At 38.6% G+C, this 19,117-nt stretch carries 16 protein-coding genes and 1 tRNA gene; 4 read left to right on the top strand and 13 right to left on the bottom strand.

All coding sequences use genetic code 11. From position 1 onward, the window contains the following. Positions 1-11 precede the first annotated feature (11 nt). The 3 genes from ACTJKN_RS13170 to ACTJKN_RS13160 form a co-directional block, all read right to left on the bottom strand. Positions 12-2,918: a SusC/RagA family TonB-linked outer membrane protein gene (locus ACTJKN_RS13170; protein ID WP_440825593.1), complete on the bottom strand. Its 2,907-nt coding sequence runs from the start codon at positions 2,916-2,918 to the stop codon at positions 12-14. Positions 2,919-3,559: 641 nt separating this feature from the next. Next, the gene (locus ACTJKN_RS13165) at positions 3,560-5,095 is read right to left on the bottom strand and encodes a SulP family inorganic anion transporter (RefSeq protein ID WP_440825879.1); all 1,536 of its coding nucleotides are present in this window, start codon (positions 5,093-5,095) and stop codon (positions 3,560-3,562) included. A gap of 60 nt (positions 5,096-5,155) precedes the next feature. Further along, on the bottom strand, positions 5,156-5,569 hold the full coding sequence (locus ACTJKN_RS13160; protein WP_440825591.1) for a winged helix-turn-helix transcriptional regulator: 414 nt from the start codon (positions 5,567-5,569) through the stop codon (positions 5,156-5,158). A 132-nt stretch (positions 5,570-5,701) separates the two neighbouring features. On the opposite strand from ACTJKN_RS13160, the gene ACTJKN_RS13155 reads away from it, so the two are divergent. Then, positions 5,702-6,457 (top strand): SDR family oxidoreductase, encoded by a 756-nt coding sequence (locus tag ACTJKN_RS13155; protein ID WP_440825589.1) that lies wholly within the window; start codon positions 5,702-5,704, stop codon positions 6,455-6,457. 273 nt (positions 6,458-6,730) lie between these two features. Here ACTJKN_RS13155 and ACTJKN_RS13150 read toward each other — a convergent pair whose 3' ends face one another. After that, positions 6,731-7,789, bottom strand: coding sequence for an SDR family oxidoreductase (locus ACTJKN_RS13150; RefSeq protein WP_440825587.1), 1,059 nt, complete (start codon positions 7,787-7,789; stop codon positions 6,731-6,733). 93 nt (positions 7,790-7,882) lie between these two features. Between ACTJKN_RS13150 and ACTJKN_RS13145 the strand changes: the two genes are divergently transcribed. Continuing rightward, the gene (locus ACTJKN_RS13145; protein ID WP_440825585.1) at positions 7,883-8,680 is read left to right on the top strand and encodes an AraC family transcriptional regulator; all 798 of its coding nucleotides are present in this window, start codon (positions 7,883-7,885) and stop codon (positions 8,678-8,680) included. A gap of 317 nt (positions 8,681-8,997) precedes the next feature. On the opposite strand, the gene ACTJKN_RS13140 is transcribed toward ACTJKN_RS13145, so the two are convergent. Together ACTJKN_RS13140 and ACTJKN_RS13135 are read right to left on the bottom strand one after the other, a co-directional pair. Next, positions 8,998-9,888, bottom strand: a complete 891-nt coding sequence (locus tag ACTJKN_RS13140; RefSeq protein ID WP_440825583.1) for a helix-turn-helix domain-containing protein — start codon at positions 9,886-9,888, stop codon at positions 8,998-9,000. 74 nt (positions 9,889-9,962) lie between these two features. Further along, positions 9,963-10,781 (bottom strand): SDR family NAD(P)-dependent oxidoreductase, encoded by an 819-nt coding sequence (locus tag ACTJKN_RS13135; protein ID WP_440825581.1) that lies wholly within the window; start codon positions 10,779-10,781, stop codon positions 9,963-9,965. A 209-nt stretch (positions 10,782-10,990) separates the two neighbouring features. Here ACTJKN_RS13135 and ACTJKN_RS13130 point away from each other — a divergent pair, with 209 nt between their 5' ends. Further along, a complete protein-coding gene (locus tag ACTJKN_RS13130; protein ID WP_440825579.1) occupies positions 10,991-11,605 on the top strand; it encodes a hypothetical protein in 615 nt (204 codons plus the stop codon). Between the two features lie 192 nt (positions 11,606-11,797). Here ACTJKN_RS13130 and ACTJKN_RS13125 read toward each other — a convergent pair whose 3' ends face one another. The 3 genes from ACTJKN_RS13125 to ACTJKN_RS13115 all read right to left on the bottom strand — a co-directional run bounded on the left by ACTJKN_RS13125 (position 11,798) and on the right by ACTJKN_RS13115 (position 15,207). After that, the gene (locus ACTJKN_RS13125) at positions 11,798-12,136 is read right to left on the bottom strand and encodes an L-rhamnose mutarotase (protein WP_440825577.1); all 339 of its coding nucleotides are present in this window, start codon (positions 12,134-12,136) and stop codon (positions 11,798-11,800) included. Between the two features lie 28 nt (positions 12,137-12,164). Then, positions 12,165-13,682 (bottom strand): alpha-L-fucosidase, encoded by a 1,518-nt coding sequence (locus ACTJKN_RS13120; protein WP_440825575.1) that lies wholly within the window; start codon positions 13,680-13,682, stop codon positions 12,165-12,167. A gap of 370 nt (positions 13,683-14,052) precedes the next feature. Beyond that, a complete protein-coding gene (locus tag ACTJKN_RS13115) occupies positions 14,053-15,207 on the bottom strand; it encodes a hypothetical protein (protein ID WP_440825573.1) in 1,155 nt (384 codons plus the stop codon). A gap of 247 nt (positions 15,208-15,454) precedes the next feature. Here ACTJKN_RS13115 and ACTJKN_RS13110 point away from each other — a divergent pair, with 247 nt between their 5' ends. After that, a complete protein-coding gene (locus ACTJKN_RS13110) occupies positions 15,455-15,868 on the top strand; it encodes a VOC family protein (RefSeq protein WP_440825571.1) in 414 nt (137 codons plus the stop codon). A 144-nt stretch (positions 15,869-16,012) separates the two neighbouring features. Here the strand turns inward: ACTJKN_RS13110 and ACTJKN_RS13105 are convergent, their stop codons facing one another. From ACTJKN_RS13105 to ACTJKN_RS13090, 4 genes are all read right to left on the bottom strand, one after another. After that, positions 16,013-16,444: a DUF2059 domain-containing protein gene (locus tag ACTJKN_RS13105; protein ID WP_440825570.1), complete on the bottom strand. Its 432-nt coding sequence runs from the start codon at positions 16,442-16,444 to the stop codon at positions 16,013-16,015. Positions 16,445-16,497: 53 nt separating this feature from the next. Continuing rightward, positions 16,498-16,929, bottom strand: a complete 432-nt coding sequence (locus ACTJKN_RS13100; protein WP_440825568.1) for an energy transducer TonB — start codon at positions 16,927-16,929, stop codon at positions 16,498-16,500. 334 nt (positions 16,930-17,263) lie between these two features. After that, positions 17,264-17,340 (bottom strand) — tRNA-Asn (locus ACTJKN_RS13095). Between the two features lie 199 nt (positions 17,341-17,539). Then, on the bottom strand, positions 17,540-19,105 hold the full coding sequence (locus tag ACTJKN_RS13090; protein WP_440825566.1) for a SusD/RagB family nutrient-binding outer membrane lipoprotein: 1,566 nt from the start codon (positions 19,103-19,105) through the stop codon (positions 17,540-17,542). Positions 19,106-19,117 lie beyond the last annotated feature (12 nt).

Below are 19,117 nucleotides of genomic sequence, written 5' to 3'. Positions count from 1 at the left end.
TTGTTTTCATCTTATAGCTCCATTTTAACACCTAGGGTATATGTTCTCGGAATGGGTTGGCCATAACCTGTATCAACGCCATCGTAGCTAACCAGTTCAGGATCTTGACCGGTATAAGGCGTGATGGTGAAAATATTACTCACTGCACCGTATACAAAGAATTTGTTGATTTTAATGTTCTTCTTATTGAGCAAATTACCCAGTTCGTAACCTAATGAAACCTGTCTTAATTTTAAGAATGAAGCATTCTCTAAAAAAAGATCCTGATCTGAACGGTATGGGATTACCGTACTCCAGGGATTGTAAAGTGGATATTTCGAGTAATCGCCACGTTTCTCCCAGAAGGTAATTTCTTTAACAGAATTGATATCGGTATTGCCTTCGCGGTTAACAAAATCAAAATGGTTAGCCATCTCCTGGTTGATTAGCTTTCTTCCTAAATTAAAGTAGATACTTGTGGCCAGACTCCAATTGCCATATCTGAAATTGTTATCGAAACCACCTGCAAAGGTTGGTAATGAATGGCCTTTTAATACTTTATCGTTATCATCAATAGTATTATCTCCATTTTGGTCTTTCCAACGTGGATCGCCGGCCTTTAAAACAATTCCCTTATACTTTAATTTTTGTCCGTTAACCACTGGCACATCAGCATCTGAAGTATAAATGCCATTATTCTCCAATAACCAATATTGATCTACCGGCTCGCCAACTTTTAAAAATCTGTTACCTACTACCAACTGATCTAATCCTCTTGGCAGTGCTTTTAATTCGTTAACATTGTGATTAAAGTTTAAGGCCGAATTCCAGGAGAATTTACTTTTTGCGATTATCTGAGTACTCACTGTAAAATCGATACCCATGTTGTTAACAGACATTCCGCTTTCGATAGATTGTTTATAACCATATTCGGCATAAGCTGGGATACCAATTAGTTGGTTTTTATCGGTTTTGCTATAAAGTTCAACAGAAAGATGAAGACGGTTTTTCAACATCGCCACATCAGCACCAACATTAAGTTGATCTGAGTATGACCAAGGTACACCATAACCTACCCAACCAAATTGATAAGGACGTGTTAAAACACCGAATGCATTATATCCAGGCACCGTTAAGTTACCGGTATAGCCAACTGAGGCTGTATATTGTGGGCCTTGTGTATAATTATCGTAACTAAAGGTACGCCCCATTCTACCAACACTTGCACGCAATACTAAATCATCAACTAAGCTGTTGTCTTTCAAAAATTCATTTTTAATATTCCAGGCGGCAGAAATAGTTGGCGAATAAAACCAACGGCTTGTTGGTTGTGCGTTTGAAGAGCCATCTAAACGCAATATTGCTGATATGAAATATTTATCGGTAAATGAGTAATCGGCTTTTCCATAGAAAGACAATAAGTTATCTTCTGTTTTATCTAAAAACCGATAAGTCAATTCTCTTGGAAAGGCAACTGGTGTTAAATAACCCCCGTTGTCTGAACCATCGTCATTTTTTGGTTTCGAATCGAGCAAATTGATTTTAATATAATCGTTAACACCTTTATAGGCATAAGCATTACTATATTTATAGATATCCCATTGCATGGTTTGCCCTAACGTAAAATGAAAATCATGAACCTTATTCAGATTTAAATCGTAAGTCACTTTGTTATCCATCATTAATCTTTGGCTAAAGCCATAATAATTGGATGCATAACTGTTTCCCTGCAAAAGCGTTCTGGCATAGAAAACATCTCTATACCCCTCACTGTAATCGGCATTAAAAGATGATAAAACTTTAAATTTGCCGAAAGTTCCTTCTAATTTGGCATAGCCTTGAATAGAGTTTGTTTTGTTATCATCAAAACCTTTCTTATATTCTTGCAGGTATGAACCATAGAAATCTTTATTTGGAGGTAAAGGCGCGCTTAAATCAGGAAAATAATTAAGTTGTGCAAATCGGTCGCGCAAGGTTTTATTTCTGTCGCGGTTTAAACGGTTCGCATTAATCATAGTCGAAAACAACAACCATTTGGTTGGCTTCATATTGATATTGAAAGTGGCGCTATAACGATCGATACCCGTTTGATCTGCTACACCTTCACTTTTGGTATTACCTAATGCAAACCTAAAATTCGCCCTATCAGTACCACCAGCAAGCGAGAAATTAATGCCGTATACCAGCGCATTTCTGTAATATAAATCTGTCCAGTCTGATTTTCCACTATACACATTATTTAGCGAATCGCTTAAATATACCGGATACTCTTCATCATCAGAATATCTGCCATTTGTGGTATATATATCATAAAACCGCTGTCTGAAATCATTTTCGTATTTACCATTGATGGTATTTACAAATGGTTTTTGCACCATGCCTATATACGAATTGAAAGATATGGCGCGGTACTTTCCAACTGCTGTTTTTGAGGTTAAAACAATTACCCCATTAACACCTCTTGGCCCGTAAACAGAAGTAGAACCCAAATCTTTAAGTACCTCTACCGATGCAATATTATTCAGATCGATACCGGCCAATAAATTAGTTGCAGGACCGATTCTATTAAAATCGAATTGCTGTATATCAAAAGCAAAAGGATGCTCCCGTACCAACGGGATTCCATCGAGAACCACCAGAGGCTGAGCATCGTACAAATCCTTTTTAGATAATAGCGGCATCGCAGCCCCTCTAATAAACATGTTCTGAATGGACCCAGGCTCACCAGATGGCTCCTGAATATACAGACCAGCAAAATTGCCCTTTAAGTTTTGTTGTAATGAAATGGCAGGGAATAGCGATAGATCTCTGGTGTCTTTTTTCACACCGCCAGATAACCTATCGTAAAGTGTTTTCTTTTTAATCTGGTCTAAACTGTCTTTTCGTAATGAATCTTTCGGTGTTACGATCTTGATTTTTGTTGTATCCTGAAGAATCAAGCAGTTAATTGTTAGGCCTTTATGAAGTTTCTCACCCGTTGCATAAGTCGGTAAAACGTTTAATGTAAACGCGGCAAAAAAAACAAGGCACGCCCATAAGTATCGCATAGTTAATGGATCTTTAATTGGTAAAAAAAATGATTTCTAAAACTTATTTTTTCGGGAACGGCATGGTATGTCCTAGGTTAAAGAGACAGGTACTTCGGTAGTAATAGTTAGGGGTTCTCATAAAATTTAGTATTTGGTTAATTCAAATATATACTATACTAAAACGTTTTAATAACAAATTGTCATTTTTATGAAATTTTCATAAAACATCACAATAATATTTAATTCTATTAAATAATTGTCAGCTGGACAGGTAAAAATATAAATATTATCAGAATATCGTAAAAAATTAACATCCTATAAAACAGTCTATAAGGATATTTTTAGCTACTAATAACAATAAATCGAACAATTTTATGTTGCTATTTCTTAAAGTACTTAAACGTTTTAGTAAAATATGAGATATAGGCAGTAAAGATTAAACCAACAATAATTGGTTATACATAAGGATAGCCATTACCATATTATACATTATGTTATTGGCTTCGATGTAATGGTATTTTATACCATAAAACAGAAAGGTTTAAATTAATTTATTTTTCGGTGGCCACCCGATAGGTAGGATCTTCTATAATATTTACTGCTATAATCTGATCTGCATTTTTCAGCAAGCGCTTACAATCGTCGCTCAGGTGCTTTAATTGGAGTTTTTTATCAGCAGAACGGTAACGTTCGGTTAGTTTATTCAGCGCATCAATACCCGACATATCAAAAACACGGCTATGCTTAAAATCAATGATGATATGCTGTGGATCATGAGCCACATCAAACAGCTCATTAAAATTAGCAATCGATCCAAAAAACAAGGGGCCAAATATTTCGTAGGTTTTTACACCATTTGCATCAACATGTTTGGTGGCACGTATACGTTTAGAACTTTCCCAGGCGAAAACAAGTGCCGAAATAATTACACCTATTAATACAGCAAGCGCCAGGTTATGCAGCCATACTGTAATTACAGCCACCAGAATCCCAATGATAATATCCTGTGAAGGCATTTTATTAATCACTTTAAAACTCATCCATTCAAAAGTGCCAATGGCTACCATCATCATTACACCAACCAGGGCCGCCATGGGTACACGATCTATTACCGGAGCGCCTACCAAAATAATAACCAATATAGTTAAGGCAGCAATAATGCCCGATAACCTTGCCCTGGCACCTGCAGAAAGGTTAACCAGTGTTTGGGCAATCATTGGGCAGCCACCCATACCCGTAAAAAAGCCATTTGCAATATTGGCAATTCCTTGAGCAATACTCTCTCTGTTCCTATCGCCTTTGGTTTCTGTAATTTCATCAACCAGATTCAAGGTAAGCAGACCCTCCGTTAAGCCCACACCTGCCATAATGAGCGAATAAGGAAAAATGATCTTCAGCATATCCAGATTCAACGGCACGTTCGGAATATGAAATGGAGGAAACCCTCCATTTACTGAAGCAATATGCTTAACCAATTTGGTATCAATTCCAAAACATAAAACGATCAGAAAAACCACAATTATAGCCACCAATGATGATGGAATGGCCTTGGTTATTTTAGGGAGAATGATTACTATGGCAACAGTAAGTAATACTAAAGCCAACATGATATATAAAGGAGTGCCGCTCAACCATTCTACTCTGCCGTTAACAAGGGTTTTGAACTGTTCCAGCTGCGACATGAAAATAATAACCGCCAAACCGTTAACAAAGCCGAACATTACGGGCTGCGGAACCAGCCTGACGAATTTCCCAAGTCTAAACAGCCCCACTATAATCTGGATTACACCTGCTAAAGCCACTGCTGCAAAAACATATTCTATACCCTGGGTTTTCATTAAGGCGATGAGCACAATCACTGTTGCACCTGCCCCACCCGAAACCAAACCCGGTCTGCCACCTAAAATAGCCGTAACCAACCCCATAATGAAGGCGGCATATAAACCTGTTAAAGGAGGAAAACCTGCAAGAATAGCAAATGATAACGATTCGGGGATCATCGTCATGGCCACCGTTAAACCCGCAAGAATTTCAGTTTTATAATTTATTTTCTTAGAAAAATCGAAAAGTTGCAGGTAAGGTTTCATCATTTAAATTATTAGCAGTTGCAAATATCTAAATTATGGGAACATTAGTGCTATAATAAACTAGGTGCGCTCAATAAGTTCTGTAGGTTGCGATTCATCTTTGAAAGAATAACAGTTTTTATCATGATCTGCATTCCCCCGGGTTGGATTGATGCGGTGCTGAAAATTACTGCCCCAGATTTCTAAAGCCTTAAAAACATCAGTCAGCTTTTTCCCCGATTCGGTAAAGGAGTATTCTACCTTGGGTGGAACAACAGGATAAATTTTTCGTTCAACGATCTGGTCTTCTTCCAGCTCCCTTAACTGCTGTGTGAGCATCTTTTCGGTTATACCTGCAACACTACGATGTAGTTCACCATACCTTTTCGGACCAGATAAAAGCCTGTTCAAAATAGTCAATTTCCATTTACCACCTATTACATTTAGCGCCGCTTCCATGGAACAGGTATACTCGGCTTGTCTTTTTTTTGTCATATAAAAAATTGATGCGGGGATTTAAAGAATCTGAGGTCATTTCGTACAAAAAAGTGCGTACCGAACCAAAAAGTACATACTTGATGAGCAATGTAATTAGCCGTCTCTTTGATGTATTAAAACATAAAGATAATGAAAAAATTAGAAGGAAAAACCGCAATCATTACAGGTGGAAACAGCGGTATAGGTTTTGCAACAGCGCAAGAATTTTTAGCTCAGGGCGCCAAAGTGATTATCACCGGAAGAAATGAACAATCGGTAAAAGATGCCATTGCCCAACTTGGCGAAAATGCATATGGAATTATTTCGGACAGCGCTTATATGGAAGAAATTACAAAACTGGCCGATCAGGTGAAAACCATTAGTCCAACTTTAGATATTGTAGTGATTAATGCTGGTATTGGAAAATTTAATATGTTAGCGCATATGACTGAAGAGATGTTTGATGAGATTATGAACATCAACTTTAAAGGCGCCTATTTTAGTTTACAGCAATTGCTGCCATTAGTTAATCAAGGCGGATCAATTATTTTAAATACTTCGATAAATGCACACATCGGAATGGCAGGTGCAACAGTCTACGCAGCAAGTAAGGCCGCCTTGTTAACTTTGGCCAAAAATCTTTCTGCTGAACTAACATCGAGAAAAATAAGGGTAAATGCGGTTAGCCCCGGTCCTGTTGGCACACCATTGCACAGTTCGGAAAAATTGGGCTTAAGCGACGAGGATTTACAGCAAATGGGCGAAAGCCTGGTGAAACAGATACCGGTTGGCAGATTCGGACAGGCCGAAGAAATTGCCAAAACAATCGCTTTTTTTGCTTCGGATGATTCATCGTTCATTTTAGGATCAGAACTTATTGCCGATGGTGGTATGTATAATTTATAACCTTAAAATTAAACCAGAGCGACGTAAACCGCTTTGGTTTAAATTTAGATTAAATGATAGATTAGTCAGAAGTCCGGAGTCTATTGTGCAAAAAAATGCCTTTGTGCGCTTTGTGCCCTGGTGGTTATTGCATGGAAAATGTAAGCCGGATGATGGAATTAATTCTGCGCTCATCTTCTAGATCTGCAGTACAAATAAACAACTAAAAAACGGATTGAAAATCCATAGCACTCGGGCCTGGATCGTAAATCCAGACCAACTGTAAATAGAAAACTAACTCGGGATAACTTTTTTGCGTTTAAGTTCGTCAAACAGGTCAAAAAACATCTTTTCAGTGTCTATATATTCGTGAAAGCCCATGCGTCTGGCTTTGGTACTGTCTGAGAAGAAATCGTAATCCCAGGAAAAAACGAAATCACCAAATGCCCATGAAGACACTTCTTTATAACTGTGTTTAACTAAGTCATGTTTTTCTTGCAACTGTGCCCACAAAGCCGATTTATCAGCCATTACGGTTTGCAAAGGCATTTGAAGCGGAGGGGCAGTATCCATTTTAAAATAAGCTGCGATTTTAGGCCAAAGATCATTCCAGCGTATCAGATCACCGTTGGTTATATTAAAAGCTTGATTGGTACATGCAGGATCGGTTGCCGCCCATACCGTTGCTTTCGCCAACAGCCCAGCATCTGTAATATCTAAAAGTTTATCATAAGCCCCTAATTTGCCAGGAAAACGCAAAGGTAACCCCAGTTCTTTCGATATGGATGCATAAACTGCAATTACAGAAACCAAATTCATCGGGTTGCCCAATGCAGTACCCGCAACCACAGATGGCCGGAGCGCAGACCAGTTCCATTTTTTTCCCTTTTGCCGTGCCTCAAGAAATTGTTGCTGATCTACATTAAATTCTGGGGGCATATGTCTACCGTCGGTTTCTTTTGCCGGTGTTTTAAAAGGGCCGTAATGCGCCCCATATACTTTATAGCCCTGCATTAAACTGATGTGCTGTAAGTCTTTTGCAACACCTTCAATGGCATTAACCACATTTACAAGCATCGCCAAATTAGGTGCTACCAACTCCGCCCATGTAGGCTTATCCTGATATGCGGCATAAAAAACATGTGTTACTTTAGTTAAGCGACTCAATTGCTTCTTACTTTCCGCTGGGTCGAGCAGGTCTACAGAAATATACCTTGTTTTATCTGTATCCAGTCCACCCCGACGCGATAAACCAATAATATTCCAATCGCTAAGATTTTCTAAGTAGCTGATTAAATTACTGCCAATTACCCCATTTGCACCCACAACCAACGCTGTTTTACTGTCATTCATCTCTTTTAATTTAAATTGATTCACATACAGTAAAGATCCTGACAAACCAGAGATATGTTTTTGTAAAATAGTATGATAGATTTGTATAAATCTATGATAAAGCGATACATCCAATTTCAACCAATTGTTATTTCAGAATTTGAAGTAAGCAAGTGGCAGCACCCTCTACATCGGCACAACCATTATGAATTGATTTACATTAAAAATGGATCAGGTCTGCATGTCATTAACGAAATCTCCATTGCTTACAAAAAAGGAAATCTCTTCTTAATTGGTCCGGATGATGATCATCGTTTCGAAATTGAAGAAAAAACACATTTCATTTATATCAAGTTTACCGATATATTCATTCATCAAAAAGAGGTTAACCCAACGGGCTTGCAATACCTGGAATACCTCATAAAAAGCCGTGAAACACATTTTCTAGGTTTTAACTTTACGGCAAACGATCAGTTGATTGTTGAAAACATCATCGCACTAATCTTATCACTCAACATAAACATGTTGCAAAATGAAGCTTTAATCTGGACGCAGATCTTAGTGCTTTCCGATATCATGCAGCGCAATATGCCCGAAATTAAAAGCAGTGCACAACGATCAAAAGACATTCAAGCCATCTTCTGTTATCTGCACAAATACATTTACCAGCCTAAAAATTTAAAGGCGAATGTAATGGCGGCACATTTTAATCTTTCAGAAGATTATATAGGCCCCTATTTTAAAAGAAATACCGGCATAACCTTACGCCAGTATATCCACGGTTACCGTCAAAATTTAATTCAGCAACGAATAGAAAGCGGAAGATTTGGGTTGAAACAAATTGCCTCAGAGTTTGGCCTTGTAGACGAAAGCCATGTGAGTAAACTGATGCGGGAAAGTTCAAAATCTTGAGTTAATAATGAAAAATGGAACTAGTCTGAAGTCGGGAGCCAGAGGTCCGAGTCTATCGTGCCAAAGAAACAAACTCAGCTTTGTGCGCTTCGTGCCTTGGTGGTTAGGATGGAAAATGTAATAGATGGATAACGGAATTGATTTTGCGCTCATCCGCTAGATCTGCGGAACAAATAAATAGCTAAAAAACGGATTGCAATCCGTAGCACTCGGGTCAGGATTGCAAATCCTGACCAACAGTAAGTCTATTTGTAAAGAAACCCCTCCTAACTTGGTAGTTTCTGCACCTCCTCTTAGCGTGCTTTGCGGCTAAAACATCAATTCAGCAACTGCTTTTTAAATGTATTCGGACTAATACCAACCTCTTTTTTAAATAAACGCGAGAAATAAGAAAGGTTCTCAAATCCCAATGCATAAGCAATCTCCGAAACCGACCTATTTTCGCCGATCAAACGGTTTTTCGCTTCACTCATCAGGTAAATATGGATGTGTTCTAACGCCGTTTTTCCACTTTCCTGTTTTAAAACATCTGTTAAATAACCTGCCGAAATGTTTAAACGCGCTGCCATATCATGCACTGATGGCAAACCTTTAGTAGCCAATAATCCGTTGGCAACGTATTTATTTATTTCTTCATTAAACCGGGTTACTGTCTTGCCCGAAATTTCTGTGCGGTTAAGAAATTGCCTTTTGTAAAAACGTTGGCTGTATTTAAGCAAAGTATCTACATTGGCCAAAATCAATTCGCGACTGTATTCATCCTGGTTGTTTCGGTATTCGGTTTCAATTTTATGATGCAGCTCCCATACCGTGCTTTCTTCGCTGGGCGAGAGATGCAGCGCTTCATTGGTTTCGTAATCAAAATAGTGGTATTTTTTGATGGTATCATGTAATATATGTCCATTCAAAAAATCTTCGTGAATAAAAATCAAAAAACCATCCTCATCCATCTCCAGGTTTTTCATTTCGATTACCTGATTGGGTTTAAAGAACATCATCGAACCACTTTCGTGGTCGTATTTTGTACGTCCATAAAGGATTTGTCCTGCAATAATTTTTTTAAAACCGATCATATAGAAATCGCTCGTAAATTCCCTGTCGCCCATGGTACACCTATTGTCACACTTGTAAATGCTAAACAATGGGTTCTCGGGCGGCGGAAATGCATTTTCTCGGTGCAGTTCAGCCAAATTTTTATAGTGTTTCATCCCTTCAATAGTAATTAACCACAAGCTACACAATTACCCTGTACAGCCTGTAGTTAAAGGTTTTAAATGATTTATTAATGACCGTGTGCATTGACCGCAACTTCAGCCCACTCATCAAATTCAGCCAAACGTTCTGCATAAACCTGTTTAACAACTGGTAGAGCCACTTTTCCCAACAAGAAGTGTAAAGGAGGTTTAGGACTGTCGATCAATGCCAATACAGCGGATACCGTTGCTTCTGGTTTGCCCCAACTATCGGGTGTTGAAGCATCAAAAAATGCTTTTTTAACTGGAGCATATACTTCTAGCGGCGCTGTTTGGAAAGCTGAAGCACCGGACCAATCGGTAGAAAAACCATTTGGCTCGATTAAACTTACATTAATGCCAAAACTTTTTACTTCCGTAGCCAAGGTTTCACTTAATCCGTTAACCGCATATTTAGAGGCATTATACAAACCCAGCACGGGCAAACTTACCAAGCCCAGGAAGCTAGAAACCTGGATAATGTGCCCGGCTTTTTGTTCGCGCATTACCGGAACAATTGCTTGTGTTACCCACAGCAGACCAAAAAAATTGGTTTCCATTTGTGCACGGGCCTGTTGTTCGGTCGTTTCTTCTATAGCACCAAATAAACCAAATCCCGCATTATTGATCAATACATCAACGCGGCCAAAGTGCTGCTTAACTTTTTCAACTACTGCAAAACAGGCGTCTCTATCGTTTACATCCAATTGAAGCGGCAACACGGCATCGCCATAAGCTTCTACCAAATCATTTAAATCTGCTGTATTTCTTGCAGTTGCAGCTACTTTATCGCCACGCTCTAATAGGGCCTTTGCCCAGATTTTACCAAAGCCACGTGAAGCACCGGTAATTAAAATTATTTTCGACATTTTTTTCTTTGTTAAATATTGATAACAAAGGTATTGTAGCGTGCTAAGACCGATTTATACAAAACACGGGACTATTAGCACATTTTAAGGTTTAGCTAAATTATCAGTTTGAATATTTAACAATAACCCGAAAGATTATCAATCTGTTGTAGCGCTTATTGATGTTTTTACGTTTTATAAGGAACCATTAATCTAAAAATCACTCACCTATGAAAAACCTACTTTTTCTTTTTGTAGCCTTTGCACTTGTTTCATGTAAAAAATCGGAAAGATATGGTCCGCTGAACTTAAAAAACGGACAGGAAGTTGAACTGCTGGTAAGCCCTCGTTATGCTGCAGATAATGATGTGCTTTTAAAGTTACCGGGCAATGTAGATGCGGGCGCCTCTCTTGTAGGTTTTGACCAAAGGGAACCTGGTTATTCTTACCGCGTTAAAGCCAGATTCAACCGCGATAAAGAACCACTTCAAGACGGGCCTGAATACTACTTTATTTTCGAAAAGATAATTAGCAAAGAGCAATACAAAGGGACTGAATCTTTTCCTATTCAACTGATTACTTCATATGTACCTGGCGGACCAGTAATAAGACTAAGCAAAACAGGAAATGACTATTATCTCATTCCAGATAAATTACAGCTCACTTATGCAAACAGCACGGTTGAGAACGAACTTGAAGAAATCTGGCTAAATGTACAGGAAATCCGTGCAAACTGGCAAAAGGGGCAACGGCCAAAATGGAAAGGCATTAAAGCAACAGTGGTACACGATCCGCAGAAGTTTGGGAAGGCCTACCTGGTACAACAGATACAATTTATTGATTAACAGAAAATACAAAAGGAGAATGCTTAGAAAATTCTCCTTTTTGGTTTTAAGTAAAACCTATTATTACTTAGATACTGTAATTAAATGATTCTGTTTCGATTAATCCACGGTGCTGCATTTCAGTCCAAAATTGCGAGGCCAGCTGGAAATCAAATATATCCGGTGTGTATGTTCCCGTTCGGCTTTTTCATGTCACAGTTCGTTTAACTTAAATATATTTTTCATGAGCAGCCACTTTTCTCCAGGTTTTGCCAAGGGTAACGCCTGCTGATATTTCCACATCAGTTCTTCCCACTCTTTCACTTTAGGGTTAGCAATATCCATAGCTGCTTTTTTTTCAAAACTGAAGTCATCCTCCGTTTCCATAATCATAAACAAACGGCTCGAAATACGGTATATTTCCATTTCCAAAACCCCCGATTCGATAATACTCCGCTTAATTTCAGGCCAGCCATTAAGGTGGTAAGCTTCATACTCCGCTATGAGTTTTGGATCATCAACAAGATCCAGTGCTAAACAATATCTTTTCATTTTTCACTTTAAATGTGGGCGGCCCTCCCTATTTCTTGAATTCTATTTTGAACCCAGTTACCAACCAGGCAGGATAATCTGTGGGTTTGCTAATTACAAGGGCATCATCTTCCTGCACCCACTTTAATTTACTTTTACTGCCTAGCAGCGTAACCGAAGTGATGGGCTTCTCCAGGTATTTCGATTTGCGCCCAAGTAAGGTCATCCTGATGCTTTCAGCGGGCACATTCAAGCAGAAAGCAAAAAGATTGCCCTGCTTTGTGGTATACCTGATATCGGTAGATTGATATTCACCTGAATCGGTTAAACCACCAAAGTGGCCCTTTTTCTGGTTTGATTTAATGGTAGAAGGGCCCTCTCCATATACTTTCCATGGCCGCGATGCATAAATACCTTCTCCATTCAATTTGGTCCAGTCGCCAATTTCCGTAACAATTTTAACAACATCCGGCTCCAAATCTCCTTCTGGAGTTTGTACAACATTGATCAAAAGATTTCCGTTTTTACTTACAATATCGATCAAAAGCTGGGCGATTTCATTTGCACTTTTGTATTTCTGCCCGGTTCTATAATACCAATCTCCTATTGAAGTATCGGTTTGCCACGGAAATAGGCTGATCGAATCCAATACCCCGCGTTCTACATCTTGTGCCCATTTACCTTCAGATGGCTCTTTTGGTGTATATACAGCCTCGAGTTTACCTTTATTTTTGGCCATATCCTGATTGTAATAGTGTGCAACCATTGTACGCCCTATATCTTCAAAAGGAAGTTTACTATCCGAATAAAGCAGGTCGGGGTGATAATTATCAACCAGTTCGTTAACATTTTCCAACCATTGTTTATGCCATCCCGGATTATTGGTCAACCATTCTTTCATATCGGCCGAATCTGCAGGTAGATGATAAAGATCAGCATATTTCGGATCGTGCCCATCATAAGCAATCCCTGCAAATTGCCCTGTTTTGTCTGCGCCATGACTTGGCTGAAACCAGTTAAAACTGGCCGCAAGATGCTCAGAAACGCCAAAACGAAGTCCTTCTTTTTTAGCTGCTTTTTGCCATAAGCCCACAACATCTTTGTGTGGCCCCATATTTACCGAATTCCATTTATGTATTTTGGAGTTCCATAGAAAGAAATTATCATGATGCGAGCCCATGGTTACAAAATATTTGGCACCAGCCTTTTTATATAAGGCCATCAACTGCTCAGGGTTCCATTTCTCTGCTTTCCATAATGCGATAATATCTTTGTATCCAAATTTAGATGGCGTACCATAAGTTGCCACGTGGTACTTATTCTGTGCACTACCCTGAACATACATGTTCTTGGCATACCAATCGCCCTGTCTGGGAACCGCTTGAGGCCCCCAATGCGACCAGATTCCAAACTTGGCATCTCTGAACCAGTCTGGATATTTATACTGTTTTAAAGATTCATCGGTAGGTTTGAAAATCCCTTGTTCTACTTTATCAGTTTTTTGTTGTGCCTTGAGGCTTAAGCCTAGGGAACACGCCATAAGGCCAACTAATACTATTTTTTTCATCTTCCTTATATTTGGTTTTAATCAAAAATAGGTAACTCATCCGCTCAATCCTTGAAATAATTAGACTATTTGTTGTAAAAATCCGACATTTAAGACATGATTAAAAAAGCATTATAGAACGCCTTTTCTTTGCTGAACGTAGATTATGAGCTCAGCTGATTGATTTATTTGGAAATTTCAGCCCAAACGATCTTGATCCTCTTTCCTACTTTTCAAATCCATCCAAGAAACTCACCGGCATGTCGCACATACCTATGTTAGGGCAGGTTAAAGATGGGTAATGAAAATGGATGATGAAATAAATTCTAGTCACTTAACGCTGTGTTCTTTGTGCCTTCACGCTGTGATCTCTGTAGTTAAAATGGAGATATTAAATCTTTTGGTCTGCGTAGGCAACACCATAGAGATGGTTTGGCTTTAAATAGATCACATCATTTTGAAAATCAAAAACCGTATTGAATCTTTTCAGAATATCGGTTCCCAGGTAATGAACGTTAACCCCTGGCATAGGTTTGTTTTGCTCCATAACCTGTGCTGGAACATTTTTCAATTCAAAATTACCAATCTTCAAACATTGCAGTTTTACCGTGGTTACCGGGATTTCATTACCTCTTGTACCATGCATAATCACTTTTTTGATCACTTCCATCTTCTCGGTTGGAAAGCGCATTTCCTGCAGCAGATCATTATCAAGCATAGCCGTGCGCTGGTAACCTAAATCGAACAAAAAGAGGCTTTTATTTTTAATCCCGCTTTGCGAAATTGCGCTCTCTATAAAAGGTTTGTTTTTGATATAGGTGATCTTAAACCTGGTGTATTCCTTATCTTGTAAAATCTGCTTGGGCATGGTAGAATGCACCATCATTTTGTTCTGATCATAATCCAAGGCTACAATCATGCCGTCGAATATATCCCACCCCAGCAGACCATCTGTTTCATTGCCCGCCAATTCGATATCATAAATTTTGCTTTTATAGGTATGGTTCCCAATTTTGATATCATAATCGGTATTATAAAGCTTGGGCTTAGATTTAACTTTTTGCTTAAGTGCAGCGGTAGTAAGATCTACTTCGGTTGCGCCTGAATCGAAGTTCAATAAAAGGGAATCAGTTTTGTTGAAAACCACCGGTAAAAAGTTCGTATTGTATTTATTCACAAAAAAAGGAATTGAATCGTGCACTTCAGGTGATATTTTGCTGAAATTTTTTAGCTCCGGACACACAATCTTGGTTCGGCAGGAATCTTTGCCGTTTAACAAAACAATAAATTCTTTTTGCTTCCCAGGTCCTATTCTAAACACGATAGAATCTATATCCGTTTTGAATTTTATGTTTATTGATCTGGTTATTTTACCAGTTGTAAACACATCTAATTTTATCTTGGGATTGATGTACCAGTTCGATGATGCCTTGTATGCTTCGTAGAATTTTGCCTGACTAACTCTGGCTTTAACAATTGGTAATTTCTTTTGAGCTAAAACAGAAAAGGGAAGCAAGAATGCTAAAATGAATAATATTCGTTTCATGAGCGATAATAGATTTAGGGATTGGCATTTAATGGCCTCCATCGGAAACCAGAACTAAAGATAAAAAGAAATATAAGAATTGTGAGGTATCATACATTTAAAGTTTTTGAGTGATTTGCCTTATGCAACCATCTCAAATTAGTTAGCAATGAAACAAGTCGCGTTTAACCCCTTAACTTGTCGTTTTTGCACATTAATACCTGCCAGACTTTATTATACTTTTGAATATACTAAATCAGAAAACAATATGGCAACTCAAATTTTTGTGAACCTATCCGTTAGCGACCTTAACAAGTCGGTAGCGTTTTTCACCAAACTTGGTTATACTTTTAACCCACAGTTTACCGACGAGAAAGCAACCTGCATGATCATCAGCGATACCATTTATGTAATGCTGCTGACCAGAACCTTTTTCCAAACTTTTACCGAAAAAGAAATCATCGATGCCCACAAAGCAATAGAAACCTCCATTGCCATATCGGCTGATAGTAAAGATGCCGTAAACGAAATGGTAGATAAAGCAGTAGCTGCTGGTGCCACAATACCGAATCCGGCTACCGATTATGGTTTTATGTATCAGCATAGTTTTGATGATCTTGATGGGCATCATTGGGAATATGTATGGATGGATCCTAATGGCATGCCTGAGCATCAGGGGTAGTCTTTATATTAAATAAAAAAGGGCAAGCAACTGATTTTCTGTGCTTGCCCTTTATTGTTGGGATTATCCGATATCTGGCAGGTATTGTTAGCCGCTATTCTTTCAAATACCCCTTCTCTTTAAGTCTGTCTATCACTTTTTGACCTATTGCTTACCCCACTCCTGACCTGCAAGCATGGATTCCTGAGTAATCAGAGGGGTTTTTTCAGCGAATTTTTTACCTGCAGGTGTCTCATAAAAAGCAATTACGCCTAGAAGATCTGTCTCTGTTAAATGTTTCTGGTAGATTGGCAAAACCAGGTTAACAAGCCGATCTATTGCATTTTTATTTACTTCAACAGCAAACTCATCCCAAAACTCTTTCGGGACTTTTGATTGCTGTTGCTTAAACATAGAAACCATTTGATCTAAAACACCTTTGTAAGCAGCTTCTGAGCCTGATACTTGTATTAGTTTTGTTAATGATGATTTGTAACTATTAGTCTCCTGACTAAAAGATAAAGTTGTAACAAAGGCGAGTAGCAATGTTAAAATAGATATTTTCATGTTTTTTTCGGTAAAGTTAACGGTTTTCATCTAGGTTAAGGTTTATATTCAATAGGCTAATTAATAATCATAGATAATCTGTGCTATTGAGGAGTTATCCTAAAAGTAGTGCTGAATTTAAAGGGTACTACTTTCCCATTACACTTGGCTGGTTTCCATTCAGGCATTTTTTTTGCTGCGCGAATGTACTCCACATCTAACTTCGAATATTCTTCTGTTTTCTTATTATCTATGCCTGCATTTATTATACAACCTTTTTCATCAATGACGAAAGTGAGATCTACTTTAGGTTGCCAACCACTGTTATTATAGCTCCCCTCATATTTAACCTTATCAAAAAATGAGGAGAGCTTACGCATGCCTCCCGGACAAAGAGGCATTTCATCGACACTTGTAAACACATTACGTTTTAAAGACTTATCATAATGGCTTTGGCACGGAAAAAAAGTTTCGACATTTTTATCCTTCTTCACGTCCAAGCTTAAAAAATATAAAATCAGAATTAAATATTTCATAATATTATTTTTAAACCAACCAAGTCTTAAAAGGTACTTACCAACAAATTATTAGGGAATATACTTAATAATTTTTACACAAAGTATGAATTCTTTGGGCTCACCGAGTAAAATCGAAATGAACTTCTCACGCAGCCCTAAACTCAAAAAACCCACAACTTTCGTTGCGGGTTTTGGCTCCCTCTGCTGCGCTTCCCGACGAATCGGGATCTTACTCCCCAGCGGCCCTCTGATTAATCCCGATGCATCGGGACTCTAACCAACTGAGCTAAAAAGAAGTATTTATTTTAAAAAGTTATTAACGCAAAAAACCCACAACTTTCGTTGCGGGTTTTGGCTCCCTCTGCTGGGCTCGAACCAGCGACCCTCTGATTAACAGTCAGATGCTCTAACCAGCTGAGCTAAGAAGGAGTACTGGTCATTTCCTAAAACGAGGTTATTTGCACTTTATAGCACACATACCCTTGTTCGTTTTGGGAGTGCAATATTAGCGCTTTTAAACTATTTATGCAAAAATTAATTCAATTATTATTTAAGAAAACGATCCTCCCTTTACAGCGGAGGATCGTTTTGCAAATTCCTAGCTGAATATCAATACGTTATTCCGTTTCTATTTAACAATCCAAGGTGCGAGGTTAATATCATCTACACCATTATACTGACGTTGCAATGCCACTTTTAGGTTTTCGCCATTGGTTGTTCTTTCAATATTAGGATACTGAAAACGCTTGGGAATCCTGTTACTATTACCTACGCCAGGGCCTAAATCGAAAGTTGGCACACCTGTTCGGCGGTACTGATAGTAAGCTTCGAAACCCGAATTACGGAAATAAGCCAGGTATTTCTGTGTCAGGATCTGCTTTAAACCATCGGCTGTATTACCGGCATATTTAACCGCAGCCTGCGAATAATAATCGCTTTCGAAAGAGAAATTAACATTAAAATTTTCAAATTCGCCAAGCTTCCCATCCTTTTTCAAAAAGGTGACCACATTAACACCATCTTTAATACCATAGAAACTGATAGAAGCCTGAATCCCTTTTTTATACCAGCTTTCGGCGTCGCCAGTAGCCCAACCGCGGTTAATACCCTCTGCTTTGATAAAACAAAGCTCAGGATAAGCAATAATAAAAGTATTTTCGGCTGTATAACCACTATAATAGCGATAACGGCCAATCAGCGAATACAGCCCCTTCTGTACCTTATCCAACATTACCCCCTGATCTTCACCAGTAGGTGCACCAATAAAATTGCGGTAATCGGTAATGTTGTAACCGTTGGCTTCTGCTATACCTCTTGCCGGCTCAGCTACCATATAGGCCCGGGGATCTTTAAGGCTCGATAGCGTATTTAAATATGTACCCGCCATATTGTAACGCAGGGCATCATTACCAAAATTATCTTTATTGTTCGGATACTTGTTAAAACTCTCGTTATACACAAACTGCAGGTTATCGGCCATACTCTCCATAACCGGATATTTGGTCGGGTTGCCCAATACCGCAGCAAATTGTTGTTTTACCTGTAAGTCCGCATCATCCGCTTTTGTGCTCAAATTGATCAAAGTCCGTAATTTAAAGGTATTTACGACCTTTTGCCAGGCTGCAAGGTCATTTTTAAGGTAGATATCGCCTTTTAATTCTTTATTGCCTGCGGAAATTAAAGCCGATAAATCGTTGTTCGATTCTTCTAGCCAGGTTAACGATTGTTTAAAAATATCTTTTTGGGTATCGTACTTTGGGGTTAAGTTGGCGAAACCTTTTAAGGCTTCAGTCATCGGTAAATCGCCCACTTTCAAACTCATTTTCACAAAATAATACGCTTTAAAGAATTTAGCCAGTGCCAGGTAAGGCTTAGCCACTGCACCGCCTAAACGGTTGGCTTCTTCTTCCATTTTAACCACATTTTTTAACGTCGTGTAATCTAACGAAGCACCTGTCCAATCGTAGTTATTGGTTGCGTAATAGAAATAATTGGCCGCAGTGTACTGGTTCCATCTTTCTGAGCCCGAAAAAGGTGCTTCATACATATCGAACAAAATACCGTTCAATAGTAAGTTTGGCGGAACGGTTTCGGCCTGGTTCGGATTTTTAAAATTTTCTTCAAATTCTTTCTTGCACCCGCTGCACACAGCCACGATGATGAAGAGGAACAGTATTTTATATATTGATTTCATAATAATATTGCT

Origin of the sequence: Pedobacter sp. 22163 (assembly GCF_052045595.1) — a bacterium.
Lineage (GTDB): Bacteria > Bacteroidota > Bacteroidia > Sphingobacteriales > Sphingobacteriaceae > Pedobacter.
The sequence above is the reverse complement of the archived record's forward strand: the minus strand, read 5'-3'. Positions and strand labels throughout refer to the sequence as shown.

What these genes read in the sequence shown, in the direction of transcription:
- ACTJKN_RS13165 (WP_440825879.1), bottom strand. Translation starts at nt 5,095, where the DNA reads ATGAAACCTTACCTGCAACTTTTCGATTTTTCTAAGAAAATAAATTAT.
- ACTJKN_RS13160 (WP_440825591.1), bottom strand. Translation starts at nt 5,569, where the DNA reads ATGACAAAAAAAAGACAAGCCGAGTATACCTGTTCCATGGAAGCGGCG.
- ACTJKN_RS13155 (WP_440825589.1), top strand. Translation starts at nt 5,702, where the DNA reads ATGAAAAAATTAGAAGGAAAAACCGCAATCATTACAGGTGGAAACAGC.
- ACTJKN_RS13150 (WP_440825587.1), bottom strand. Translation starts at nt 7,789, where the DNA reads ATGAATGACAGTAAAACAGCGTTGGTTGTGGGTGCAAATGGGGTAATT.
- ACTJKN_RS13145 (WP_440825585.1), top strand. Translation starts at nt 7,883, where the DNA reads ATGATAAAGCGATACATCCAATTTCAACCAATTGTTATTTCAGAATTT.
- ACTJKN_RS13140 (WP_440825583.1), bottom strand. Translation starts at nt 9,888, where the DNA reads ATGAAACACTATAAAAATTTGGCTGAACTGCACCGAGAAAATGCATTT.
- ACTJKN_RS13135 (WP_440825581.1), bottom strand. Translation starts at nt 10,781, where the DNA reads ATGTCGAAAATAATTTTAATTACCGGTGCTTCACGTGGCTTTGGTAAA.
- ACTJKN_RS13130 (WP_440825579.1), top strand. Translation starts at nt 10,991, where the DNA reads ATGAAAAACCTACTTTTTCTTTTTGTAGCCTTTGCACTTGTTTCATGT.
- ACTJKN_RS13125 (WP_440825577.1), bottom strand. Translation starts at nt 12,136, where the DNA reads ATGAAAAGATATTGTTTAGCACTGGATCTTGTTGATGATCCAAAACTC.
- ACTJKN_RS13120 (WP_440825575.1), bottom strand. Translation starts at nt 13,682, where the DNA reads ATGAAAAAAATAGTATTAGTTGGCCTTATGGCGTGTTCCCTAGGCTTA.
- ACTJKN_RS13115 (WP_440825573.1), bottom strand. Translation starts at nt 15,207, where the DNA reads ATGAAACGAATATTATTCATTTTAGCATTCTTGCTTCCCTTTTCTGTT.
- ACTJKN_RS13110 (WP_440825571.1), top strand. Translation starts at nt 15,455, where the DNA reads ATGGCAACTCAAATTTTTGTGAACCTATCCGTTAGCGACCTTAACAAG.
- ACTJKN_RS13105 (WP_440825570.1), bottom strand. Translation starts at nt 16,444, where the DNA reads ATGAAAACCGTTAACTTTACCGAAAAAAACATGAAAATATCTATTTTA.
- ACTJKN_RS13100 (WP_440825568.1), bottom strand. Translation starts at nt 16,929, where the DNA reads ATGAAATATTTAATTCTGATTTTATATTTTTTAAGCTTGGACGTGAAG.
- ACTJKN_RS13090 (WP_440825566.1), bottom strand. Translation starts at nt 19,105, where the DNA reads ATGAAATCAATATATAAAATACTGTTCCTCTTCATCATCGTGGCTGTG.